Origin of the sequence: Paralysiella testudinis, assembly GCF_016894345.1 — a bacterium.
GTDB classification, from domain to species: Bacteria; Pseudomonadota; Gammaproteobacteria; order Burkholderiales; family Neisseriaceae; genus Paralysiella; species Paralysiella testudinis.
On record NZ_CP069798.1, the window covers coordinates 866,220 to 890,373 of the forward strand.

The 24,154-nt window shown below is 56.7% G+C and carries 25 protein-coding genes and 1 tRNA gene; 10 read left to right on the plus strand and 16 right to left on the minus strand.

From position 1 onward, the window contains the following. Positions 1 to 144: 144 nt before the first annotated feature. Both JQU52_RS04360 and lnt read left to right on the plus strand, forming a co-directional pair. Entirely contained in the window at positions 145 to 1,032 is an 888-nt protein-coding gene (locus JQU52_RS04360) for a DUF808 domain-containing protein (protein WP_230339922.1), read from the plus strand. Between the two features lie 19 nt (positions 1,033 to 1,051). Continuing rightward, positions 1,052 to 2,599, plus strand: a complete 1,548-nt coding sequence (lnt, locus tag JQU52_RS04365) for an apolipoprotein N-acyltransferase (RefSeq protein WP_230339923.1) — start codon at positions 1,052 to 1,054, stop codon at positions 2,597 to 2,599. Between the two features lie 41 nt (positions 2,600 to 2,640). Here the strand turns inward: lnt and JQU52_RS04370 are convergent, their stop codons facing one another. Beyond that, positions 2,641 to 2,877: a hypothetical protein gene (locus JQU52_RS04370; protein ID WP_230339924.1), complete on the minus strand. Its 237-nt coding sequence runs from the start codon at positions 2,875 to 2,877 to the stop codon at positions 2,641 to 2,643. Here JQU52_RS04370 and rpoH point away from each other — a divergent pair. Beyond that, positions 2,869 to 3,720: an RNA polymerase sigma factor RpoH gene (rpoH, locus tag JQU52_RS04375; RefSeq protein ID WP_230339925.1), complete on the plus strand. Its 852-nt coding sequence runs from the start codon at positions 2,869 to 2,871 to the stop codon at positions 3,718 to 3,720. The genes JQU52_RS04370 and rpoH overlap by 9 nt on opposite strands. Positions 3,721 to 3,915: 195 nt before the next feature. Here the strand turns inward: rpoH and JQU52_RS04380 are convergent, their stop codons facing one another. Beyond that, entirely contained in the window at positions 3,916 to 4,740 is an 825-nt protein-coding gene (locus JQU52_RS04380; protein ID WP_230339926.1) for a GNAT family N-acetyltransferase, read from the minus strand. A 10-nt stretch (positions 4,741 to 4,750) separates the two neighbouring features. Then, positions 4,751 to 4,984: a hypothetical protein gene (locus JQU52_RS04385; RefSeq protein ID WP_230339927.1), complete on the minus strand. Its 234-nt coding sequence runs from the start codon at positions 4,982 to 4,984 to the stop codon at positions 4,751 to 4,753. Positions 4,985 to 5,477: 493 nt separating this feature from the next. Here JQU52_RS04385 and JQU52_RS04390 point away from each other — a divergent pair, with 493 nt between their 5' ends. Next, entirely contained in the window at positions 5,478 to 5,816 is a 339-nt protein-coding gene (locus JQU52_RS04390) for a P-II family nitrogen regulator (RefSeq protein WP_230339928.1), read from the plus strand. Positions 5,817 to 5,849: 33 nt separating this feature from the next. Continuing rightward, positions 5,850 to 7,169 (plus strand): ammonium transporter, encoded by a 1,320-nt coding sequence (locus tag JQU52_RS04395; RefSeq protein ID WP_230339929.1) that lies wholly within the window; start codon positions 5,850 to 5,852, stop codon positions 7,167 to 7,169. 366 nt (positions 7,170 to 7,535) lie between these two features. Here the strand turns inward: JQU52_RS04395 and JQU52_RS04400 are convergent, their stop codons facing one another. Continuing rightward, positions 7,536 to 8,099, minus strand: coding sequence for a class GN sortase (locus tag JQU52_RS04400; protein ID WP_230339930.1), 564 nt, complete (start codon positions 8,097 to 8,099; stop codon positions 7,536 to 7,538). Between the two features lie 84 nt (positions 8,100 to 8,183). Next, a complete protein-coding gene (locus JQU52_RS04405; protein ID WP_230339931.1) occupies positions 8,184 to 10,235 on the minus strand; it encodes a marine proteobacterial sortase target protein in 2,052 nt (683 codons plus the stop codon). A 167-nt stretch (positions 10,236 to 10,402) separates the two neighbouring features. Here JQU52_RS04405 and creD point away from each other — a divergent pair, with 167 nt between their 5' ends. Continuing rightward, on the plus strand, positions 10,403 to 11,833 hold the full coding sequence (gene creD, locus JQU52_RS04410; protein WP_230339932.1) for a cell envelope integrity protein CreD: 1,431 nt from the start codon (positions 10,403 to 10,405) through the stop codon (positions 11,831 to 11,833). Here the strand turns inward: creD and creC are convergent. The 11 genes from creC to JQU52_RS04465 form a co-directional block, all read right to left on the minus strand. After that, positions 11,828 to 13,291, minus strand: a complete 1,464-nt coding sequence (gene creC, locus JQU52_RS04415; RefSeq protein ID WP_230339933.1) for a two-component system sensor histidine kinase CreC — start codon at positions 13,289 to 13,291, stop codon at positions 11,828 to 11,830. The two genes, creD and creC, sit on opposite strands and share 6 nt — an antisense overlap. Positions 13,292 to 13,384: 93 nt before the next feature. Beyond that, entirely contained in the window at positions 13,385 to 14,086 is a 702-nt protein-coding gene (locus JQU52_RS04420) for a response regulator (RefSeq protein ID WP_230339934.1), read from the minus strand. Between the two features lie 8 nt (positions 14,087 to 14,094). Next, positions 14,095 to 14,838 (minus strand): hypothetical protein, encoded by a 744-nt coding sequence (locus tag JQU52_RS04425; protein WP_230339935.1) that lies wholly within the window; start codon positions 14,836 to 14,838, stop codon positions 14,095 to 14,097. Between the two features lie 171 nt (positions 14,839 to 15,009). Then, on the minus strand, positions 15,010 to 15,756 hold the full coding sequence (gene fabG / locus JQU52_RS04430; protein WP_230340521.1) for a 3-oxoacyl-ACP reductase FabG: 747 nt from the start codon (positions 15,754 to 15,756) through the stop codon (positions 15,010 to 15,012). Between the two features lie 81 nt (positions 15,757 to 15,837). Continuing rightward, positions 15,838 to 16,620 carry a hypothetical protein gene (locus tag JQU52_RS04435; protein WP_230339936.1) on the minus strand — a complete coding sequence of 261 codons (783 nt, stop codon included), beginning with the start codon at positions 16,618 to 16,620 and terminating at the stop codon, positions 15,838 to 15,840. An 83-nt stretch (positions 16,621 to 16,703) separates the two neighbouring features. Next, positions 16,704 to 17,636, minus strand: coding sequence for an ACP S-malonyltransferase (fabD, locus tag JQU52_RS04440; protein ID WP_230339937.1), 933 nt, complete (start codon positions 17,634 to 17,636; stop codon positions 16,704 to 16,706). 173 nt (positions 17,637 to 17,809) lie between these two features. Continuing rightward, positions 17,810 to 18,769, minus strand: a complete 960-nt coding sequence (locus JQU52_RS04445; RefSeq protein ID WP_230339938.1) for a beta-ketoacyl-ACP synthase III — start codon at positions 18,767 to 18,769, stop codon at positions 17,810 to 17,812. Between the two features lie 187 nt (positions 18,770 to 18,956). Continuing rightward, positions 18,957 to 20,006 (minus strand): phosphate acyltransferase PlsX, encoded by a 1,050-nt coding sequence (gene plsX, locus JQU52_RS04450; protein ID WP_230340522.1) that lies wholly within the window; start codon positions 20,004 to 20,006, stop codon positions 18,957 to 18,959. A 146-nt stretch (positions 20,007 to 20,152) separates the two neighbouring features. Beyond that, the gene (locus JQU52_RS04455; RefSeq protein ID WP_230339939.1) at positions 20,153 to 20,704 is read right to left on the minus strand and encodes a phosphoribosyltransferase; all 552 of its coding nucleotides are present in this window, start codon (positions 20,702 to 20,704) and stop codon (positions 20,153 to 20,155) included. Between the two features lie 167 nt (positions 20,705 to 20,871). Beyond that, complete coding sequence (gene rpmF / locus JQU52_RS04460; RefSeq protein ID WP_230339940.1) at positions 20,872 to 21,051, minus strand: 50S ribosomal protein L32; 180 nt, start codon at positions 21,049 to 21,051, stop codon at positions 20,872 to 20,874. A gap of 38 nt (positions 21,052 to 21,089) precedes the next feature. Continuing rightward, positions 21,090 to 21,593: a YceD family protein gene (locus JQU52_RS04465; RefSeq protein WP_230339941.1), complete on the minus strand. Its 504-nt coding sequence runs from the start codon at positions 21,591 to 21,593 to the stop codon at positions 21,090 to 21,092. A gap of 52 nt (positions 21,594 to 21,645) precedes the next feature. On the opposite strand from JQU52_RS04465, the gene JQU52_RS04470 reads away from it, so the two are divergent. From JQU52_RS04470 to JQU52_RS04485, 4 genes are all read left to right on the plus strand, one after another. Continuing rightward, complete coding sequence (locus JQU52_RS04470) at positions 21,646 to 22,236, plus strand: Maf family protein (RefSeq protein WP_230339942.1); 591 nt, start codon at positions 21,646 to 21,648, stop codon at positions 22,234 to 22,236. After that, entirely contained in the window at positions 22,233 to 22,946 is a 714-nt protein-coding gene (locus tag JQU52_RS04475) for an SAM-dependent methyltransferase (protein WP_230339943.1), read from the plus strand. Before JQU52_RS04470 ends, JQU52_RS04475 begins: the two co-directional genes overlap by 4 nt. Positions 22,947 to 23,062: 116 nt before the next feature. Next, positions 23,063 to 23,139: transfer RNA gene (locus tag JQU52_RS04480), tRNA-Pro, on the plus strand. 55 nt (positions 23,140 to 23,194) lie between these two features. Next, on the plus strand, positions 23,195 to 24,055 hold the full coding sequence (locus tag JQU52_RS04485) for a C40 family peptidase (protein WP_230339944.1): 861 nt from the start codon (positions 23,195 to 23,197) through the stop codon (positions 24,053 to 24,055). Positions 24,056 to 24,154: the final 99 nt, after the last annotated feature.

Below are 24,154 nucleotides of genomic sequence, written 5' to 3' on the forward strand. Positions count from 1 at the left end.
GAAGAAATGCGTACGGCTGTAGGTCGGATTCTTGAATCCGACATTTGGTCTGCCGCCCTGAGTTTTTGAAAATACCTTATTCACCCACCATCCGTTTTCAGGCAGCCTTAAAGGCTGCCTGAAAACGTAAACCGAAAGAAAACCATGGCTTTTGCCTCTTTATTCACCCTGCTTGACGACATCACCGCGGTATTGGACGATGTGGCGCTGATGACCAAAATGGCGGCCAAGAAAACCGCCGGCGTGGTGGGCGACGATTTGGCGCTCAATGCCAACCAGGTTACCGGCGTGGCCGCCGACCGCGAGCTGCCGATTGTGTGGGCGGTGGCCAAAGGTTCATTGATTAACAAGGTGATTTTGGTGCCGCTGGCGTTGGCGATTTCTTATTTTGCGCCGTGGCTGGTGATGCCGTTGCTGATGATTGGCGGCGCCTATCTGTGTTTTGAAGGCGTGGAAAAGCTGCTGCACAAATTTACTCACAAACACAGCGACACAGCAACCGCACCCACAGTGATGACCGACGAGCTGCTGGACGAAAAAGCCAAAATCCGCGGTGCCATCCGCACCGATTTTATTTTGTCGGCAGAAATCATCATCATTGCTTTGGGCGTGGTGGCGCACATGGGCATGACGCAAAAGGCGATGGTGATGTCGATTATCGGCATCGGCATGACCGTGTTGGTGTACGGCTTGGTAGCAGGCATTGTGAAGCTAGACGACATTGGCAACTGGTTGCAGAGCAAAAGCTCAGCAGCTGCCCGCAGCGTGGGCCGCGGCCTGATTCTATTGATGCCGTGGTTTATGCGTGCGCTGGCGGTGGTGGGCATGTTGGCGATGTTTTTGGTGGGTGGCGGCATTATTGTGCATGGGCTGGCGCCGGTGAGCGAATTTTTGCACGCCCACCATTGGGAAAACGGCCTACCCGGCATGTTGGCCAGCTTGGTGGTGGGGCTGGTTACCGGCGCGTTGGTGTGTGCGGTGGTGCTGCCATTGATGAAGCTGTTTAACAAATCCGCGGCAGCGACACACTAAGCAAAAGGCTACCTGAAACATGAATCCGCACCGCCTGTTCTCCCTGCTGCGCCAACCGATTTTGTATTGGCTGCTGTTGCTGGGCTCGGCCTTGCTGACACCGCTGGCGTTTGCACCTTACCGGCTCTATTGGCTGATGCCGCTGTTGTTCGGGCTGTTGCTGCTGCTCACGCACTTGCGGCCGCAATACATGGTGCGCAGCGCTTATTTATGGGGGCTGGCGGCCTACACAGCGCAATTTTACTGGATTAACATCGCCTTACACGATGTGGCCGGCTTGCCACAGCTGTATGCCGTACCGCTCACTTTGCTGCTGCCGGCTTATTTGGCGCTGTATCCGGCCTTGTGTTTCTGGCTGCTGGAAAAATTCCGCCTACCAGCGTTGCCACGCTTGCTGCTGGTGTTGCCGCCGTTGTGGACTTTGGGCGAATACGCCCGCGAACACGCACTCACCGGCTTTGGCTGGGGTGCCTTGGGCTATTCGCAAATTGCCGCTTCGCCGTTGGCGGGCTTCGCACCCGTGGGCGGGATTCATTTGGTTACACTGGCCACCGCCGGGCTGGCGGCTTTATGGGTGACATTGCTGTTGGCCGACACCCTGCGGCCACGGCTGGGGGCCTTGGCCATGGCCGTATTGCTGTTGGTGGCGGGCTACGGCCTCAAACAACACGCATTCACTACGCCAGACGGCACCCGCGCCAGCGTGGCCTTGGGGCAGGGCAATATCGAGCAAACGCTGAAATGGAACCCCGAGCAAGTGGCACCCACCTTGCAGCGCTATTACAACCAAGTGGCCGAAAGCCATGCCGATATTGTGATTTTGCCGGAAACGGCCATTCCGGTAATGCGCCAAGACTTGCCCGAAGGCATCATCAACCAGTTTGCCGACCAAGCCGCCCGTAACGGCTCGGCATTGGCGCTGGGCATCGCCCAATACACCGACAACGGCCAAGGCTACCTGAACGCGGTGATTAGCTTAAGTGATTACAATCCCGAGCAGCCCGATGCCTTGCCGTTTTATGCCAAAGACCATCTGGTGCCGTTTGGCGAATACATTCCACTGCCCGCGCTCACCGGCTGGCTGTATCAAATGATGAACATCCCCTTATCCGGCTTTACTCCCGGCGGGCAAGCGCAGGCACCGCTGGTGTTGGGCAACCAGAAAGTGGCGTTCAATATTTGCTATGAAGACGGCTTCGGTGATGAATTGATTGCCTCAGCCAAAGAGGCCAGCCTGTTGGCCAATGTCAGCAATATGGCTTGGTATGGCAACTCCTACGCCATGGATCAACACTTGCAGCAATCGCAGGCGCGGGCGCTGGAATTGGGGCGCTATATGGTGCGCGCCACCAATACCGGCATGACCGCCATCATCAACCCGCACGGCCAAATCATCGCCTTGCTGCCGGCCAACACCGCCCAAGTGCTGCATGGCGAAATTGAAGGCCGCCAAGGCGAAACACCGTATATGCGCTTGGGCAGCAGCCGCCCGCTGATGTTGCTGCTGGCGGGTGTGCTGTTGGGCATGTTTGTATGGGCGCGGCGCAGACGTGTATCCATCAATTGATATGCTGATAAATTAAACATTGGCTTTCAGGCAGCCTATATTTATTTAGCCACACTATTAAGCAAGAGGGCATACACAACTTTACCTATAATGCCGAACCAAGGCTGCCTGAAAAAGTCTGATTGCAGCATAAAAACAGCCGCTTGAGTCCAAACTACGCCGCCATCGCCGCACTGGTAAAAAGGCGACAAAAATGATAAAATACCCGAGTAATTTAGTCGGTCTTTGCTGTACAACCCAACAGCAAACCCCATATTGAAAGGAATGGCATGAATCAAGCAATTGCATTACCTGTACCAACTGGTCACGGCAGCTTGGAGCAATACATTCATACCGTGAACAGCATCCCTTTATTGAGTGCCGAAGAAGAGCACGATTTGGCCGAGCGCCATATGGCCGGTGATTTGGAAGCGGCCAAAAAACTGATTTTGTCCCATTTGCGCGTGGTGGTGTCGATTGCACGCGGTTACGACGGCTATGGTTTGAACCAAGCCGATTTGATTCAAGAAGGCAATATCGGCCTGATGAAAGCGGTGAAACGCTTTGAAACCAGCCGTGGCGCACGCTTGTTTTCCTTTGCCGTGCATTGGATTAAAGCCGAAATCCACGAATTTATCCTGCGCAACTGGCGTTTGGTGCGCATTGCCACCACCAAGCCGCAACGCAAATTGTTTTTTAACCTGCGCAGCATGCGCAAATCCATGTCGGCATTAAGCGATCGCGAAGCGCAAGCCATTGCTGATGATTTGGGCGTGAAATTGTCGGAAGTGCTGGAAATGGAACAGCGCATGACCGGCAAAGACATGGCCTTGGTGGGCGAGAGCGACGACGAAGACAGCTTTGCGCCAATCGACTGGCTGGCGGACAACGACAGCGAGCCCACACAAATCATGGCGCAAAAAGCGCACTACGCCTTGCAAACCGAAGGCCTGCAAACCGCACTGGCCAAGCTCGACGACCGCAGCCGCCATATTGTGGAAAGCCGCTGGCTGGCCGACGATGGCGGCCTCACCTTACACGACTTAGCCGGACAATACGGCGTATCCGCCGAGCGCATCCGCCAAATCGAAGCCAAAGCGATGCAGAAATTGCGCGGCTTTTTGGTTGAAGCCGAGGCTTAAGTTTCCGCATCTTGTAAAAATCTGAACCTGCAAAAACAAACGCCACCGATGGCTTATCGGTGGCGTTTTTGTATTTTTGGCGTTTGGGTATTATACCAATTCTACAAAATAATATAACAAGGCGGCGAGCCGAAGACAGTACAAGTAGTACGGCAAGGCGAGCCAACGCAGTTAGGTTATTTTGTAGAATTGGTATTACTGCCCGGCTTGCCAAGAAAAATGATGGCAGCTGATGGTAAAGCCATGCTTCAAATATAGCCGGTGGGCATCGCTGCGAATTTGGCCGACCAAAGAGTCGGTGTGAATGGTGCGGCAGTTTTCGGCGGCGGCCACGGTTTTGATGTGTTCTAGCAAGAGGCCGGCGTAGCCTTGGCGGGTGGCGTCGTCGCTGGTAACCAAATCGTCGATGTTCAGGTAGCGTCCGGAAGCAAAATTGTGGCCGATGCGAAAGCCACACACTGCCACCGCATTTTGTTTGCCTTCTTCAAATACCCCCAGCATACGATAGCCTTCGGCGCGCTGGGCGGCCACCAGCTCGGCAAAGCGGGCAGCATCGCCAATGTGCGGGCGCAGGCGCAGCATGGCGGCAAAAGCCAGTTTGCTGTGGTCGGCATCGATTTCGCGGATTTCGTGGGCTAAGGCCGCAGGCGCGGCGGCTTCGGCAGCGGTTTGTGCTTCTTGCTGTTGTAGGGCATCTTCCAATGCCACCGGCGCTTCGCTGTCGCCGTGTTCTTCTAATAAGGCTTTGCAGTCGACAATGCGCAAGTCGTTGTCGTGGGCAAAGTCCATCAGAAAATGGAACATCGATTCGTTGATTTGCTCCAGCTTGCGGTCTACCGCCACGCAGCGCACATTGTCCACCAAAATTGGGCGCACCCATTGGTGGTAGGCCAAGCGATGGCCTTGGTCGAAAGACGACAAAATCCCACATAGACGCTCGGACCAATCGCTGGGGCGGAAGGTTTTGCCATTGCGGGTAATGCCTTGGATGACGATTTCATAAGGATTGCAAATCAGCATAAGGGTCTTTCTAAACGCCCGATTCGGCGTTGGGTTTGGGCAAACAGCTGTCATTATACCCGAAATGGCCGTGCGGATTGCGGGCGCGGATAGGGTGATGGGTGGTATGGATGCCACAGATGGGCGTAATGGTGGCGGGCAGGGTTTGGCGGGCTAAAGGTGCCGGGTGGCAGCGGCGGTTTACATTACGGCGGCTGATGTATTGGCTTGGCGATGCGCCGATACATAGTCGTAGCCGATGCAAAAATGGCTGGGTAAATGGCAGACATGATGATTGAGGCTGCCTGAAAGCCCGCTGTGCCGGTGTTTGGGTTAGATGAATGAATGATGGGTTGGAAAATTACATTTTCAAGTGCGATGTATTTGTTGTGCAGATCAAAAAGGGTTGATGTGTGTTTTACTTTGGAGAATAAAGATGAATACAAAAAACCGCTGTGCGGTTGTTTTTAATAATCAAATGTCTGAAATGCGTGTTAAGTGGCATTTAAGTTTAAGTTTACTATAAAAACATATGTAAAATTTTAATCAATAGCCTGGGTTGCGTGTTTTGGGTGAAAATTTTATGTGTAATTTTGATACATCTGTGCCAATTTGAAGTGCAGATGTATCGCGATACGGAATTTTGTTGCAATGCAAAAACAGGTGCAGTAAGGTAAGGGTGTGTTTGCCTGCGGCGTTTTGCAGCAGCCACAACGGCAGGCAAGATACCATTTGTGTTGGATTACCGGGAGAACAAAATGAAGCAAGTTACGGCGATGATTAAACCGTTCAAGCTCGATGATGTGCGCGAGGCTTTGGCTGAAGTGGGGGTGCAGGGCATGACGGTAAGCGAAGTAAAGGGCTTTGGCCGCCAGAAAGGGCATACGGAAATCTACCGTGGCGCCGAATATGCGGTGGATTTTTTGCCCAAAATCAAAATTGATATTGTGCTGGCCGACGAAATGGTGGAGCGGGCGGTGGAGGCGATTATTCAGGCAGCCCATACCGGCAAGGTGGGCGACGGCAAGGTGTTTGTGTCGCCGGTGGAGCAGGTTGTCCGTATCCGCACCGGCGAAACGGGTGACGCCGCCGTATAAGGCCATTCAACATCATTGATAAAGGGATTAAACATGAAAACAAAGATAACACAAGCGGCATTGGTGTTGGCCGCATTCACGCCTGGCTGGGCATTGGCGGGTACGGAAGAGTGGTGGAAACCGATGTCGGAAATCAATGCCGGTGATACGGCTTGGGTGATGACGTCAGCCGTGCTGGTGCTGCTGATGACCATTCCGGGGCTGGCGTTGTTTTACGGCGGCATGGTGCGCAAAAAAAATGTGCTGGGCACCATGATGCACAGTTTTTCCATTGCCGCGCTGGTGAGCGTGTTGTGGATGGCGGTGGGCTATTCGCTGGCGTTTGCACCGGGCAATGCCCTGATTGGCGGCTTGGATCGCCTGTTTCTGAGCGGCATGGGGCTGGACATGGGCAAACAGATGGTAACGGTGGCGCCCAATGCCGGATCGATTCCCGAAACCGTATTTATGTTTTTCCAAATGACGTTTGCGATTATTTCCACCGCCATTGTGACCGGCGCCTTTGCCGAGCGGATGAAATTTTCGGCCATGCTGCTGTTTTCCGGCCTGTGGGTGGTGCTGGTGTATGCGCCGGTGTGCCACTGGGTATGGGGCGGCGGTTTTATGGGTCATGGCGGCGTACTCGATTATGCCGGGGGCACGGTGGTGCACATCAATGCCGGTGTGGCCGGTTTGGTGGCGGCCATTGTGATGGGTAAGCGCGTGGGCTATGGCAAAGAAGCGATGGCACCGCACAATATGGCGTTTACGCTGATTGGCGCGGCCATGCTGTGGGTGGGTTGGTTCGGCTTTAACGCCGGCTCAGCGGTGGCGGCCAATGCCAGTGCCGGCATGGCAATGGCGGTAACGCAAATTGCCGCGGCAGCCGGAGCCTTGATCTGGATGTTGTGCGAAAAACTGGCCGGACACAAACCCTCGGCCTTAGGCTTGGCTTCGGGCGCGGTGGCCGGCTTGGTGGGCATTACCCCCGCAGCCGGTTTTGTGGGCCCGCAAGCGGCATTGGCCATCGGCGTGCTGACCGCAGTGGGTGCGTATTTTGCTTCGGTGGTGCTTAAACGCAAGCTGGGCTACGACGATTCGCTGGATGCTTTCGGGATTCACGGCTTTGGCGGCATTGTCGGCGCGGTGCTCACCGGCTTGCTGTTCAGCAATGCCATTTTCGGCGGCGAAGCCACGGTGGGGCGCCAAGTGCTGATTCAGCTTAAAGATGTGGTAACCACTTTGGTGTACAGCGGCGTGGCCACCTTCGTTATTTTAAAAGGGGTGTCGGTGGTGTGCGGCGGCTTGCGGGTGGACAAAGATGCCGAACGCGAAGGCTTGGATCTGGCCGTGCATGGCGAGCGGGTGGAGTAAGCCAAACCGCTGCTGAGTAGACATATAGTTAGTGGAATGAAGAATAAAGTGATACAAGGCGCGAAGCCTCAGGCAGTACAGCTAGTACGGAACAGAGTTTGTTGGTGCTTTAGCGCCTTACAAAGTCGTTCGCGTAGCGCGTAGGCACAGCAGCGCCGTAGCACTTTGTTATGCATTTCACTATAAAACCCCGCCTTGCCCTTAATGATGGGCAAGGCGGGGTTTTTACTGGGTGGTTGGTTTCAGGCAGCCTGAGACTTTTGCCAAACCCACCCATGTCGCACCCGCAAAGATGGGTTCCAGTGCAAAACATGATTTTGCTTGTTGATGCTATCAGACTAGGTGGGTGGTATTCGCAACGTATGCTTACACTGCCTCTGCCTGCACAACATAGCGCAAGGGGCCGCCCGGGGTGAGGGCGTCGAAGGGGTAGCAGGTAATCAGGGTGAGGCGGTGGGCGTGGGGGTCGAAATAAAAATCGCTGTGGCGGCTGTCGACCACGCGGGTTTGGCTGATGCGGTAGCGTTGTTGTTGGCCGTGGCGGTTTTCGATGTCGATTTCGTCACCGGGGCGCAGCTGTTGCAAGAAGGCGAAATGGCTGTCACGGTGGCCGGCCAGCAGGCTGTGGCCGCTGCCGCCGGGCAAATCACCCTGCGGCAACATGCCGGCACCAAAGGCCAGCGCTTCGCCGGAGGCGTCTTGCATGATGTATTGGTTGAGGTGCAGGCGCGGCACGCTGAGTTTGGCCACCGGATGGATATCGGCCCACGGCCACGGTTTGGCGCCAGCGTCGCCGTGTTGGTTTTGCTGCCAGCTGTGCGCAATCAGCACTTGCGCCAGCTGCGCTTTGGCCTGCATATAAAAACCTTGTCCCAGCAGCAGTGCGCCGCTGAGCAGCAATAGGGCGGTGATGATGTGGCGGCGTTGCATGGTGTTTTCCTTGGGTGAATAGGCGCTAAGGCTGCCTGAAAGCCATCTGCAAACGATGATGGATTTTCAGGCAGCCTTGTTGTTTTAAGCCGTCGGTTTGGCCAAGTGTTGCTGCCATTGCCACCATAAGGCGGCGGTGAGCAGGAGCAGCAGCCCCAGCCATTGCAGCAAGGCGGCGGCGGTGGCGGTTTGCGGGTAGGGGGCGGCCATGGTGCTGCCTTCTGGCATCAGGTTGGCCACGGCCAAGTCTTGCGGCAATTCGGTTTGCGGCTTGCTCACCACTTCTTCCACCGCCACGAAGCTGGTGAATTCAGACAGCAGCCGGTGTGCCAATGCCAGCGGCAGGATTTGATCGCGTGCTTCGTCGCGGCCGATTAAGCCTAAATTCAGGCTGTCGCTGATGTTGTCGATTTTGCGCCGTGCCCATACGGTGGCTAGGTTGTCGCTGTTGGCGCTTTGGCTTAAATCTAGGCTGTGTTGCCATGGGCCGGTGTTGCCGTCGGCGCTAACGCTGAATTGTTTGGGTGCTGTCTGGGATTGCGCCAGCAGCAGCAGGGGTTCGCTGGCGTAGAGATCGGGGATGTGCTGTGGATAGGCATCGGTTTGCACGCCCCAGTTTACGCGGATGTTGCGCAATTGCGGTGCTTGGATTTTGGCAAACAGGGCGGCGATTTGGGCGGCCACTTCGTTGCTGTTGCCGATATAGGTGTAGCTGCCGCGGCCGTATTGGGCGGCTTTTTGCATAAAGTAGCTGTTGGGTGCCGAGCCGATGCCCACGGTGAACAGGCGGGTGTTGCCAAGCTTGCCTTGCAGGTTTTCAAAAATTTGCCGCTCATTGCCCACGCTGCCATCGGTGATAAACACGATTTGCGCGGTGCGTTTGCTGTTGTCGGGCTGTTGTGTTATTTGGGTGGCCAGGCTTAAAGCGGTGTCGATTTCGGTGCCGCCGTCGGCTTCCAATCCATTGATAAATTGCTGTGCGCGCTGCAGATTGGCTTCATTGGCGGCCACGGTGGCGGGAAACAGGGCGCGGGCTTCGCTGTCGAAATCAATGATGTTAAAGGTGTCGCCGGGGTTCAGGTAGCCTAGGGCTTGCAATAAACCGGCTTTGGCCTGATCCATCGATTCGCCCGCCATGGAGCCGGAGCTGTCGATCACAAACACCAGTTGGCGCGGGATGGCGGCACGGGTGGCTTGGCTGGGCGGCACCAGCATCAGCATGGTGTATTGCTGGCCGTTGAGGGTTTGGGTAAAGGCGGCGGCTTGCGGCTCGCTACCCGCTTGCGGCTGCCAGCTGAGCACAAAGTCGCTGTCCATGCGTGCGCTGCCTGCTTGCAGGCGCACATGGTGGCGGCCGTTGCTGTTGCTCACCACCAGTGCTTGCGAACCGGTCACCTTGGCCAGCGGCAGGCCGCTGTTGAGGTTGATATCGACACTATAGTTTTGGCCGGATGACGCGCGGGTTTGCGGCGGGCTGATGCGGGCGGCATCGGGCACGGCGGCGGTGTTGCTGGCCCAGCCGTTGCCCGACTGCAAAGGCACCACTTGGCCATCGTCTTGCACCACGCTGTTGCTGGCGGCGGCACTGCCGGGCATATAGCGCGGGGTGAGGGTGGTGGGCAGGCGCAGGCTGAATTGGCCGTTATCGTAGCGCGCCAGCTCAACATAGTGGATGTCGGCCTGCACGGTGGCGTGCGGCGGGATGTTGGCGATGCTCATGGTAAACAGATTGGGGCGTTCCTGCTCCAGCAAGGCTGCTTTTTTGCCCGCCTGTTTGGCTTGTTCGAAAATCTGTTGTGCTTGGGCGCGCTCTTTGATTTGGGCAGTAATTTTGCGCCCATTCACAATAAAAGTGAGCTCGTTTACGGCAGCGTTTTCAGGCAGGGGGAAAACATAAGTGCCGTTTACCCAGCCAGCGCCGGGGTTGGTGAAGGTTTGGCTGATGTGCATGCCGGCCACCATGCCGTTGATGTTGCCGTTTACGGCCATATTCATCAGTAAGGCGGCGCTGGGGGCGCCAGTTTTGGCGTCGGCCAGGCGCATTTCGGGGGCGCTGCCGCCTTCGGCGGCCAATGCGCGTGCCAAGGTGAGCCAGCACAGCGCCAGCCAGAGCAGCCATTTTTGCAGGGTTTTCATGGGAGAGCCTTTTGTGGGCGGGTGGATAATGAACACCAGTGTGCGCTGCGGCGATGAAGTCTGCGGGAAGAGTCGATGAATTTTGTGTGGGCAATTCTTCACACAAACACCACTATTACTTTGCAGGGGTTTGCGATGATAAATCGGTCTTTATCAGGAGGTTTATCATGCAGAGAATGTCGATCAAGCTGGCGGGCATTGCCGCTTTGTGTTTGTTGTTTTGGCTGTGTTTGGGGGCGGTGCGGGGTGTTTTGTTTGAGCGCCAAGCTTATGCCGAGCAGGTGGTGGCCGATATTGGCCGCGAATATGTGGCCGAGCAAACCATTATGGCGCCGTTTGTGCAGGTGCCGGTGATGTCGGTGTGTGCTGCGGATGCGGCACCCGCTGCCGCCAAACCGACGCCTACCCCTACGCCGGCAGCCGCCAGTGGCTGGGTGGGCAAGGCTGCCTGTAAGCCTACATTGGTGCGCATGGCGGTGTTGTTGCCGCAAGCGGCCACTTGGCAGCAGCAATGGCAGGTGCGTGATGGCCAGTTTCAGCGCGGTATTTATGCCACCAAGAGTTTTAACGGCACGGTGGCGGTTTCAGGCAGCCTAGATGCGCGCCAGCTGGTGTTGGCCAATAATGAAAGTGCCGACTGGGCGCAAGCACAGTGGCGGATGGCGGTATCCGACCGGCGCGGGCTGGCGGCCATGCCGGTGCTCAAAACAGGCAGCCAAGCGCAAACTTTTGTGGCTCAAGCCGGTTTGCCGGTTGAAGGCGGTATCCGCTGGCTGCAAGCCCCGGCGCAGATTCGCACCGATGCGGCACAGCCGTTTGCGATTGATTTTGAATTGGCGGGCACCCAGTCGGTGCGGGTATTGCCGCTGGGGGAAGACACGGTGCTGAATATGCAGGCCGACTGGCCGCATCCCGGCTTTTTCGGCACCAATCTGCCCTTGGAGAAAAGCATCAACGCCCAAGGCTTTAGCGCCCGCTGGCACAACCCGGCGGCGGGGCAAGACAATGCCAACATGCTGCAAGGCTGCCTGAATGCAGGCACAGAGCAAGTGGGATGTTGGAATTGGGATAGTGGCTGGCAGCAGATGGGCGTGCGCTTTGTTGACACCACCGACAACTACAGCCTCACCGAGCGCAGCCTGAAATACGGCATGCTGTTTATTGTGCTCACCTTTGGCACCTTCTTTTTGTATGAAGTGCTGCGCGACTTGCGCATCCATCCGGTGCAGTATGTGTTGGTGGGCGCGGCGCTCACGGTGTTTTACCTGTTGCTGCTGTCGTTTGGCGAGCAGGTGGGCTTTGATTATGCCTATGCGGGCGCGGCGGCAGCCTGTATCGGATTGATTGGCTGGTATTTGCATTATGTGCTGGCCGGTTGGCGCCATGCTTTGGCGTGCAGCGGCTTGCTGGCGCTGCTGTATGCCTTGTTGTACTGGCTGCTGCACACCGATGAAAACACCTTGTTGATTGGCTCGCTGCTGATGTTTGCGCTGATTGCATTGGCGATGTTCCTCACCCGCCGTGTGGATTGGTATGCCTTGCCGTCTAAAGCGGTGCGCAGGCTGCCTGAAAAATCCGGTGATGATGGCGATTTATGATGATTGCTTGGGTGGCGTTGCCGGAAATATCAGCTCCGCCACCACGCCATCGGCATGGTTAGCCACCGCCACGCTGCCGCCGTGCAGCGCCATGATTTGCGCCACAAAGCTCAGCCCCAGGCCGCTGCTGCGGCCGCTGCCATCGGGGCGCGGCAGAGAGAAAAAATGCTCAAACAGGCGCGGCAGGGCGTAGTCGGGAATGGGTGCGCCATTGTTGATGATGCGCAGGCGCACGGCGGTTTGGTCGCTACTCAGGTTCAGGCGGATGTCGCCGCCTTGGGGGCAAAAAGCCAGCGCATTGGCCAGCAGATTGTCGATGGCTTGGCTAATCAACAAGGTATCGCCGTATACGGTGGTGTCCACCAACGGCAGGCCGTGGATGGCAATTTGTTTGGTCGCCAAGGTCGGTGCGCAGGCGGCCAGTGCCGCCGCCGCTTGCTGATCCAGCCGCACGGCCGTGCTTTGGGCAAGGCCGCTGCGGTTTTCCAATTTGGCCAGTGACAAAATGCGTGCCACCAAGTCTTGCATGCGGCGGTTGGCGGCCAGTATGCGCCCCACCAGCTGCTGCTGCTCATGGGGGCTGAGGTCGTCTTCTTGCAAAAATTCACCAGCTGCCTGAATGCCGGTGATGGGGGTTTTCAGCTCGTGGGTGAGGCCGTGGATGTATTCTTCCACATGCTGTTTGCCGTCCAGCTCTAGGCGCAGGTGTTCAATTGCCTGTGCCAAGCGGGCGAAATGCGGCTCGTGAAAGCGTGGCTGCGGCGCGACACGGTTGGCAGCCATGGCTTCGGCATAGGTGGAAAGCCGCCCCAGCGCGTGGGTTAGCCACCAGCTCATCAGCACGATAATCACCAGCGCCAGCAACATGCCGCTGAACACGAAATAGCGCAATTCGGCGGCGCCGGAGAGGCTGAACACATCGAATTGCTGCATTGGCTGGGTGACTGCCAGCACACCGGCAATTTGCCCCTGATACAGAATCGGCGCGGCCACCACCATGTGTTTGGGATCGTTGGGCTGGGTGTGCTCGGCGCTGATAAAGCTGCTGCGCGCGCCGTATTCGCCCTTGAGTGTGCGCGATACGTCTTGCCAGTGGGAATAATCTTGGCCGGTGTGCTGCCCCAGCGAGTCGTATTGCACAATGCCGTGCGCATCGGTGACGTACACTTGCAAATCCAATTGCTGTTTTTGAAATTGGTAGATTTGCGCATTAAAACGTTTGTTTTGGGCTGCCTGAAAGCGGTTGGCAAAGCGGGCGGTGTCTAAACGGCCGTCGCTGTCGATTTCGCTTTCCAGCCCGGTGGCCAGCAATTGCGCCATGTCCACCAGCGTGGTTTCGGCCGATTGGCGCATGCTCACCTTGATGTGATCCAGCGCTTGGTTAACAAACAGCCACGACAACACCAACAGCAGCGCCAGAAACACCGCCATAAAGCGCAGGCCGAAACTGATTTTCATATGTGGGCTTTCGATTGAAGTTAGGGCTGCCTGAAAACGATAGGGTACATTGGCGCACGCTTCATTGCCGATACTTGCTGTTTGATTTTTGAATTAGGGCTCAAAGCTGTAACCCAAGGCACGGTGGGTCACGATGGGCTCGGCGTTGGGGGCGATTTGCTTGATTTTTAAGCGCAGCGATTTGATGTGGGTGTCGATGCTGCGCTCGTCGGAAGGGTGGTGGTCGGAAAAAGCGGCTGCCATCAGCTGGCGGCGGCTGAACACGCGATGCGGTTGCGCCATCAGGTGTTGCAGCAGGCGCGATTCGGCCAGAGTGAGCGGCAGCGGCTGGCCGCAGTAGCAAATTTGTAGCCGTTCGGCGTCGAATATAAAGCCGTTGTTGTCGGCGGCGGGTGTGCTATCCGGCGGGCTTTCAGGCAGCCTGCGTGTGCGTTTGAGCACGGTTTTCACCCGTGCCACCAGCTCGCGCGGGCTGAAAGGCTTGCCGATGTAATCATCGGCACCCAGCTCAAGGCCGAGGATGCGGTCGATTTCTTCGTTTTGGGCGGTGAGCATCAGCACCGGCAAATCGCGGTGTTTGCGGATGGCTTTGAGTACCTCGAAGCCATCCATATCCGGCAGACCCACATCCAGAATCACCGCATCGGCACCGTGTTGCAGCAAGGCCAAGCCGGCTTGGCCGTTGGCGGCGTGGCTGCTGCGCATCCCGGCGCGACTGAGCGCAAACGCCACCATCTGGGCGATGTCGGTTTCGTCTTCAATCAGCACAATGTGCGCGTCGGCGTGGTCATTCATGATGTGTTTTATTGCCAATAGTCTTGCAACCACGGTGCGGGCAGTACTTTGCGGTACCACTTGCCGCCGCCGCCGGCAATGGCGTCGGGCGGGTTGATTTCGCCGTGGAAGACGATGATTTTGCCGTGGCTGGGCTTGGCTGGTGGCTGCCATAGGGAGAACGGCAGTTTTTTGAGGATGTGGTATTTATAGCTGAGGCACCAGTCGGCAGGCCAATAGCTTAGCTGGTGGTGTTCGCGTACATACCACGATAAAAACGCCTGTTCGTGGCGAAAGCGCTGGCGGATGTCGTTGAAGTTTTGGCGGAAGTAGTCGAGCAGGCCGGGGATGGCGCCGATGTCAAAACGGTAGACCGAGCTGTTGCCCACCATGCGCCACGGTTTTTTCCAATCGCGGATGATCCATACTTCGTCGGCGCGGCTGGCAGGCTGGGTGAAGAAAGCGTCGATATTGTTGATAATCACAATATCAATGTCCAAAAACAGGGCGGTGCCGCTTAAGCCGTATAAATCGGGGCTAAAGGTGGTGAGTTTTTTCCAGCCGCGCTCGGGCAGGCCGGCGGGCAAGCCCAAATCGGGAATGGGGTGGCATTGCACGGCGGGGTTGATGCCGTGGGGGTCGTCGGTAAGGCAGATAAAGGTAAACGGCAGGGTGAGGTGCTGTTTCACCATATTGTAGAGGCGGTTGACGTATTCGGGGCCGTATTTATTGCCCCATTTCATGCACAGAATGTGGTTTTGCGCTTGGCTCATGCAAGGCTGCCTGAAAAGAAAATCAATGGCGCAAGTATAGCATTGCTGAGCGGTTTGCGGCGGGTGTGGGGGTGTTGTAACGATATGGGCAGATGCAATAAGGCTGCCTGAAATCTTTTCGCTTCGCAGAAACTGCGTTTCAGGCAGCCTTGGCTATGCGGCTAAGCCGGTTTAGGGCATCAACATGCCGCCGTTTACATGCAGGGTTTGGCCGGTAATGTAGCGTGCCTGCTCGCTGGCGAGAAACAGCACCGCAGCGGCGATGTCTTGCGGCTCACCAAAGCGGCCCAGTGCGGTTTGGGCGGTGAACATATCGCGTTGTTCTTGTGTGAGCGCACGGGTCATGTCGGTGTCGATAAAGCCGGGGGCAACGCAGTTAACGGTGATGCCGCGGCTGCCTAGTTCGCGTGCCATCGATTTGCTAAAACCGATTAAGCCGGCTTTGGCGGCGGCGTAGTTGGCTTGGCCGGCATTGCCCATCAGGCCTACCACGGAGGTGATGTTGATAATGCGGCCGTGGCGCGCTTTCATCATGCCGCGCATGGCGGCTTTGCTGGCGCGAAAGGCGGATTTGAGGTTGATGTGCATGATGTCGTCCCATTCGCTGTCTTTCATGCGCATCAGCAAATTGTCGCGGGTGATGCCGGCGTTGTTCACCAAAATGGCCAAGGCGCCGTGTTCTTTTTCGATGTCGGCAATCAGGTTTTCGATGCTGCCTTCTTCGCCGATGTCAAGCACACGGCCTTCGCCGCCAAACTCAGCCAGTGCTTGGCTGATGCTGTCGGCACCGGTGCTGCTGGTGGCGGTGCCAATCACTTTGGCGCCATGCTCGGCCAATGTGTGGGCAATGGCGGCGCCCAAGCCGCGGGTGGCGCCGGTGATGAGGGCGGTTTTGCCGCTTAAATCTTGATTCATGATGTTCCTTTGTTAAGTTGAACAAGGTATTGGCAAGCGCTGTGTTGCTGCGCAGATTAAGATTGCCGATGTTGCAATAAGGCATTAGCCCCAGGTGTAGGCGGTGAGCACTTGTTGTATGGTTTGGGCGAATTCGGGGCTAGGCTTGAGGCCGCTCATGGTTTCCACCACATCGCCATCCGCCAAGCGCTTGTACAGCCATAATTCTGCCAGCTCGAGATTGTGTTCAACCGGATAAAAATAGGCGCCATGGTTTTGTTCTGGCGGCTGGTGTTGTTGCAGCCAGCTGTCGGCGTCGGCAATCAGGTGGTGATGGCTGGCCAGCAGAAAGCGAATGTCATACAACAACATGGATTGCTCGTCCATGCCCAAGCCGAAATAGCCTTTTTCTGTCACGATAACGGTGGCCACGGCGCGTATTTTTTCTTCAATATAACGATCCGGATAGCTACGGCACCAGTTTTGCATCTGCGGCTCTAAGGCGGCATGTTGGATAACGGCCAGCTCGGCAGCCTTGATGCGGGCGGGGTCGCGCCCGTGCTGCTTAAGGGGGTGCAATGGATAATGAACCCCGGCCAAGGCGGATGCCGATACGGCAGCGGGTTTGGTTGCCGATTCAGTGGCGCTGGCGTTGGCCGTGGCGTTGCTCGCTTCAGCTTGGTGCAGTGCGCTGTTGTGTTGTTGCGTGTCGAAAAACAGTGCTTGTAATGTCGGTGTGCAGAAGCTGGCTTCATCAGGCAGGCGTGACATCAGTGCGGCCAAAGGGTCATCGTTGCCCGGCGGCAAAGATTGGTAGGTCAGCAAAGGCTCGTCTTGAATCAAATCGCCCGGCGCCTGCTCGGTTTTCGGTAATGTATCGTCATGCATACCACGCCCCTTTGGTGCAATCCATGTGCCGCCTGGGTTTAATGAGTATTGATTTTATGGATTCAGGCGGTGTTAAAGCTGATTCAGTGGGTATCGATAAAGGCCTGTATGTGTTCTTGGCTGGTTAGTGCGGTGCAGTTGGCGCTTTTGTCGATGCGTTTGGCCAAGCCGGCCAATACTTTGCCGGGGCCGCATTCTGCCGATTCGGTGATGCCTTCCTCTACCAGCAAGGCGACGGTTTCGGTCCAGCGCACAGGTGAATACAGTTGGCGCACCAGTGCGTCTTTAATTTGAGCGATGTCGGTGTGGGCGGCCACATCGGCATTGTGAATTACGCGGATTTCAGACTGCCCGAAAGCGGTGTTTTGCAAGGCGGTGGCCAGTTTGGCGGCGGCCGGCTGCATCAGGCGGCAATGGGAAGGCACGGAAACCGGCAACGGCAGCGCCCGTTTGGCGCCGGCTGCTTTGGCCAGCTCGGCGGCGCGGGCGATGGCGGCGGCGCTGCCGGCAATCACCACTTGGCCGGGGGAGTTGAAGTTTACCGCTTCGGCCACTTCACCGCTCAGCTCGGCTTCTGCGGCGGCGCAAACGGCACGCACGGCATCATCGTCTAGCCCCAAAATGGCGGCCATGGCGCCCGCGCCTTGCGGTACTGCTTCTTGCATCAGCTGCGCGCGCAGGCGCACCAGCCGCACGGCATCGGCAAAATCCAAGCTGCCTGCGGCCACCAAGGCGCTGTATTCGCCCAAGCTGTGTCCGGCCAGCGCGGTGGGGCTATTGCCACCCAATGCTTGATAAGCGCGCCAAGTGGCCACGCCTGCGGCGAGCATTAAGGGCTGGGTGTTGACGGTGTCGTTGATGGCTTGAGCATCAGTGTTCATCATCGCCCACAGGTCTTGGCCTAGGACATCACTGGCTTCGGCAAAGGTGTCTTTCACTACGGCCATATTGTCGAAACCGGCCATCATATTCAGGCTTTGCGAGCCTTGGCCGGGGAAGAAAAAGGCAAAGTTCATGGGTATTCCTTGATGGGGTTTTAGGGTGCCGGATTCAGTTGCCGTGGTGGCTGAAGGTAAATAAGGCGATTCAAGAATGGTGCAAGTATAGCAAATCCGTTGTGGTTGGATTTGGCTGTGTTGGGATGATGTGTTCTAGGCTGCCTGAAACGGTTTCAGGCAGCCTCGTGCTTTTAATAACGCAGTAATACCGCACCCCAAGCAAAGCCGCCGCCAATGCCTTCCAATAATAAGGTATCGCCACGGCGGATGCGGCCGCTTTTGATGCCAACATCCAAGGCCAGCGGAATGGAGGCGGCTGAGGTGTTGCCGTGATCGGCCACGGTGAGAATTACCTTGTCCAGCGAAATGCCCAGGTGGCGCACGGTGGATTCGATGATGCGGTAGTTGGCCTGATGTGGCACCACCCAGTTGATGTCGGCAGCGGTGAGCCCGGCTTCCAGTAGCACTTCGGCACCCACTTTGGCCAATGCTTTCACGGCAAATTTATACACCGCCGGGCCGTCCATATACAAAAATGGTGAGGCATCTACGCCGCCGCCGGCCACTTTGCCGGGGGTGTTGAGGATGTGGCTGTAGGCACCATCGGCCTTGAGTTTGGCGTGCATAATACCGGGGCTGCTTGCCGCGCCCAATACCACCGCTCCGGCGCCGTCGCCAAACAGCACACAAGTGCGCCGGTCGTTCCAGTCGAGCAGGCGGCTGAAAACTTCGGCGCCAATCACCAGCGCTTTGGTGGCCATGCCGCTGCGGATATAGGCGTTGGCGGTGACGATGGCATACATAAAGCCCGCACACACGGCCTGCACATCAAACGCCGGGCAACCGCTGATGCCCAGCTTGTTTTGCACAATGCAGGCGGTGGCGGGAAAGGTCATGTCCGGGGTGGCGGTGGCCACGATAATTAGGTCGATGTCTTCGGCACGCACGCGGGCATCGGCCAAGGCGGCGCGGGCGGCTTGCAGCGCCAAATCGCTGGTTTGCTCGCCCGGCGCGGCAATGTGGCGCGCTTTGATGCCGGTGCGCTCGGTAATCCATTCATCGGAAGTGTCAACGATTTTGCTGATGTCGTCGTTGCTCATGCGGCGGGCGGGTAGATAGCTACCGGTGCCGAGAATCTGTGCGTATTGCATAAATAGTGCCTGTGTTACCGGACAAAGCAGCCATTGTAGATAAATTGCTCTAGCTTGTCTGCATTTGCGTGCAGTGGGAACAAAACGGACTGAATTAAATAAACAAGGCTGCCTGAAAAGTTGGGTGTGGTTTTCAGGCAGCCTTAGGCGGTATGGATAAGCGATGATTGCGGTGAATCAACGCCGCTTAATCGGTGTTGCCGTCATGCAGACCCGATACGGATTCGATGGCAGCCAGTTGGCGGGCAATGCCGGTTTCGATTTTGTGCAGAGAATCCATTTTGATTTCGTGGTAGGCCTCTTGTAAGGCGTAGGTGAAACCTTCGGCATCGGTGCCGCCATGGCTTTTAATCACCACGCCGCGCAGGCCGAGGAAGATGGCGCCGTTAAAGCGGCGCGGATCTAGGCGTTGCTTGAAGTTTTTGAGTGTGGGCAGAGCCAGTAGCGCCGCGGCTTTGGTGAGCATGCTGCGTTTGAATTCTTCTTTAATCACGCCGCCGATAAATTTCACTGCGCCTTCAATGGTTTTTAACACCACATTGCCGGTGAAGCCGTCGGCCACCACCACGTCGACGTTGCCGCTGAACACGGCGTTGCCTTCCACATTGCCGATAAAATTCAATTGGCTTTGTTGCAGCAGGGCAAAGGTTTGCTTTACTGTGTCGGTGCCTTTAATGTCTTCGGTGCCCACGTTCAAGAGCCCCACTTTGGGCGCACCACGCTGAGGATACAGCGCCGCCACCAATTCGTTGCCCATTAAGGCAAACTGAAACAGCTGCTCGCTGGTGCAGTCGACATTGGCGCCCAAGTCCAGCATCAAGGTGAGGTGGTCGCCTTGGGCGGGCAGGAATTTGGCGATTGCCGGGCGGTCGATGCCGGGAATGGTTTTGAGCACAAAGCGGGCGGTGGCCATCAAGGCACCGGTGTTGCCGGCGGAAACCGCCGCTTGCGCCGCGCCTTCTTTGACTTGGTTGATGGCCACGCGCATGGACGAATCTTTTTTGTTTTTCAACGCCGAAGGCGGGGCTTCGTCCATGTCCACTACTTGGGTGGCGTGTTGGATGCGGATGCGCTCCAGCGGCGCTTTGGCGGCGCTTAAGGCTGCCTGAATGCGCTCGGCGTCGCCCACCAAAATCAAATGGGCATCGGCTTGCTGCTTTAAAAACGCCACGGCGCCGGGGATGGTTACGTCTAGGCCGATGTCGCCGCCCATGGCGTCGACCGCGATGGTTTTGATGGTCATAATCCGCTTGTGCTTTCTGTAGTGAAATAAAGAATTAAGTGATACAAGGCAGCGAGCCGCAGACAGTACAGGTAGTACGGAACTGACTTTTGTTGGCGCTTTAGCGCCGTACAAAATTGTTCGCTTTGCGCTAAGGCGAGCTAACGCCGTAGCGCTTTTTTATTTATTTCACTATGGTGGTTGCCGTTGGCGGCTTCGCTGTTGTGGGCGGCCAAATCCAGCGCATCCCACGGGTAGTTGATCCACCAGTCTTCCACGGTGATGCCGCTGAAGTAGGGCAGATTGGCGGGCAGTGTGCCCTTTTTGGCCTTGAGTTTTTCGTGCAATACGGCCACGCCCAATTGGCTGATGCCGGCCTGGGCCAGCTCGTTGAGGCAGTATTCCAGCGTAACGCGGCTGTCGTCTACTTCATCCACCACCAAGATGTTTTTGCCTTGCAGATTGGCAGCGATGCCTTCAATCCACTGGATTTTTTGCGGGCTGTCGGTGGGCTTGTCGTTAGCATCGTAATAGGCCAGCGTAACGGTATAAATGGGAATGTTTAAAAAGCTGCGCAAAATGCGGGCGGGGATAAAGCCGCCGCCGCCAATGGCCACCATGGCGTCAAATTGCTGGCCGGAAGCCTCGATTTTGGCGGCCAGCTGTTGGATAACGTGGTGGATGTCGTCGTAGGTGTACCAGATTTTTTTCATCGGAAGTGCCGAATGGGGTGGGTTAACAAAAAGAGGTATCTAGGCTGCCTGAAATGTGTTTATACCGGCTTCAGGCAGCGTTTAAAGCCTGTATTGCAATGCAAAAAAGCCAGTGATTGCACAAGGCAACGTCTGGCTTTGGTATCGGGGTTTCACCGAGGTGGGGCTTATTCGCCTTTGGCTTTCACCACTTTGCGGCCACGGTACATGCCGTTGGGGGAAATGTGGTGGCGCAGATGCACTTCGCCGGTGTTCACATCGGTAGACAATTCCTGTGCAGTCAGGAAGTCGTGCGAGCGGTGCATACCGCGTTTGGAAGGGGATTTTTTGTTTTGTTGAACTGCCATTTGGGTTGCTCCTAAGCAAAAAGTAAATCGAAATGGGGTTAGCGGTCGGATTTTAATCCGGCCAGCTTGGCAAAAGGGTTGGGTTGGTCTTGATTAACGCGTGCCAGCGTGGCGTTGTTGCAATCCTCGTGCCGCGGGGCAAAGGGGATGGCCATCAGCAATTGGTCTTCCAGCAAGGTGCGCAAGTCGATTTCGGCACTGTACAGCATGCCTTCCAGCGTTTCATCGGCGGCCATGGCTTCGTCAAGACGCGCTTCATCGGCAAACAGCACCACATGGGCATGATCTTCCAGCACAAACGGCACCGGCTTCAGGCAGCGTTGGCACACCAATTGCAGTACGCCGCTCAAGGCAATGTCCAAAAACGGGCGTTGCCAGCGGTCGGTGCCGCCACGGATGCGGTAATGCACGGTGTCGCCCGTATCGGCCAGCAGCTCATGTGTAAACACACGTGCATCCAGCTGCGCGAGGGTGGTTTCGCCGCTGTGGCTCAGGCCTTCTTGGGTGAACTTGGCCGTGTCAATCAAAATAGGGTCTAACATAAACGGAGCATGATATAATTTTGTTTGTCTTTCTGTCAACGAGTTTGCGCCAATGACTTCAAAAACAACGCTTATTTTAGGCTCTACTTCGCGCTTTCGCCAGCAGCAATTGCAATTGCTGCAAGTGCCGTTTCAGGCAGCCGCGCCGCAATTCGACGAAGCGCCGCTGCCAAACGAGGCCGCGCCGGATACCGCTTTACGCTTGGCAGAGGGCAAAGCACGCTCTTTGGCGGCAGCCTATCCTGATGCGCTGATTATCGGTGCCGACCAGGTGGCTTGGTGCGGTGAGCGCCAATTGGGCAAACCGCAAACCGTGGCAAAGGCGCAACAAATGTTGGCCGAAACCAGCGGCCAAACACTGGTGTTCTACAGCGCGCTGGTGTTGCTAAACAGTGCCAGCGGCCATTGTCAGCGCCATGTGGATGTCACCACGGTGAAAATGCGCGAGCTGAGCAGTGCGCAAATCAGCCGCTACTTGGCGCTGGAGCCGGATGCGGTGCATTGCGCGGGTGCTGCCAAAAGCGAAGGCTTGGGCGTGGCGCTGATTGAGCGCATCGACAGCACCGACCCCAGCGCCTTAATCGGCCTGCCTTTATTCACCTTGGTGGATTTCTTACACGCCGAAGGAGTGGCCTTGCCATGAACCAGCCCGTTTTGTATTTGATTCCCACGCCCTTGGGGGCTGCCGACACGCCATGCTTGCTGGCACACGAGCAAGCGGCCATAGTGGGGCTTACCGACTTTGTGGTGGAGGCGGAAAAAACCGCCCGCGCCCATTTGAAAGCGTTGGGCGTAAGCAGCCCCATTCGCGATTTGAATTTGCGCACACTCAATGAACACACCGATCCCAACACCATCGCCGCCTTGCTGGCACCGTTGCAGGCCGGGCGCAGCATGGGCTTGCTTAGCGAAGCCGGCTGCCCGGCGGTGGCCGACCCCGGGGCACAATTGGTGGCGCTGGCTCATGCGCACGGCTTTGCGGTGATGCCACTGGTGGGGCCGTCGAGCATTTTGTTGGCCTTAATGGCTTCCGGTGCCAACGGCCAGTGTTTTGCCTTTAAAGGCTATCTGCCCACCGATAAAGCCGAACGCAGCGGCTGCCTGAAAGCCTTGGAAGCCCGCTCGCGCAGCGAAAACGAAACCCAATTGTTTATTGAAACCCCCTATCGCAACGATGCATTGCTGGCCGATGCCATCGCCGCTCTGCATCCGGCCACGCGGCTGTGTATTGCCGCCGATTTAACCTTGCCCACGCAAACCATCATCAGCCAAAGCGTGGCACAGTGGCGCCAAATGGCGGCCTTACCCAATCTGAAAAAACGGCCTTGTTTGTTTGTGCTGTATGCGGGTTGAAGCCGTGATAAACATATTGTTTGATTTAAATTTTCGCTGATTATTTAAATGCTTATCTTTAGGTTGGCTTTGGCTGTTTGCCAAGGGCGTGCGATGTGCCTATAATAGCCGTCTTTCGGAGTGTAGCGCAGCCCGGTAGCGCACCTCGTTCGGGACGAGGGGGTCGAAGGTTCGAATCCTTTCACTCCGACCAAACACCCAAAACCGCCTTGTGATTGCAAGGCGGTTTTTTGTTTCAGGCAGCCTTTATGAAATCAATCTGCATTCTCTTGCTGTGTTTTTTGCTCAGCGCTTGTGCCGCGCAATGGCACCGCGGTGAAGATGTGGATGGCCAGCACCGCTATGATTTGCAGTTCCAGCGCAACAACACCGCCGCGCCCACCGGGGTGGTGCCGATTCAGGCGGCGGATTTGCAGGCGGGGGATATTTTGTTTTCCGCCGATTCCGGTTTGCAGTCGCGCAGTTTGCGTTTGTTTGGCAATAGCTCGGTAAGCCACGCGTTTTTGTACTTGGGCGATGGGCAGATTGCCGAGGCGGTGGGCAGCGGTGTGCGCATCGGCAGCCTAGACGACAGCGTACACCACAGCCCGCTGCTGGCGGTATACCGCCACCCGCAATTCAATAGCACGGCGGCGGTGGCCATCCGCCGCTTTGCCGAGCAGGAAGCGGGCGGAAAATACAATTATGTGGGTATTCTCAAGCAAACCCCGTATACGGTTACCCGCAAGGTGTGCGAATTGCCGCTGATTCCGCGCCAATTCAGACATATGTGTTTGAACACCATGGCGCTGGTGCAGGTAACGCCGTTTGCCGGTGAGCGCTATTTTTGCTCGCAGCTGGTGATTGAGGCGTATAACCGCGCCGGTTTGCCGCTCACGCACACGCCGCCGGAATGGATTAGCCCGGCGGATATTCTGCATATGCGCGAGCATGATGTGCCTTCGGTGGTGCCGGTGGTGCCTTTGCAGTATGTGGGCCATTTGCGCTGCCGCGCTTCGCTGTGGAACGGCGCTTGTACGGAAGCGGCACGGGTGGGCAACAGTGCCGCCGCCGCGCCCTTGGCCGCCGATGCGTTGCCGCCAGCAGATTTTTCAGATGAGGTGCGCTAGGGTTGTATTCTGCATTTCACTGTATTTTCAAAATGGTGCAAATGACGCACCCTACGATATAAAACCCCCGCAGTGCGCAATCGGCACTGCGGGGGTTTT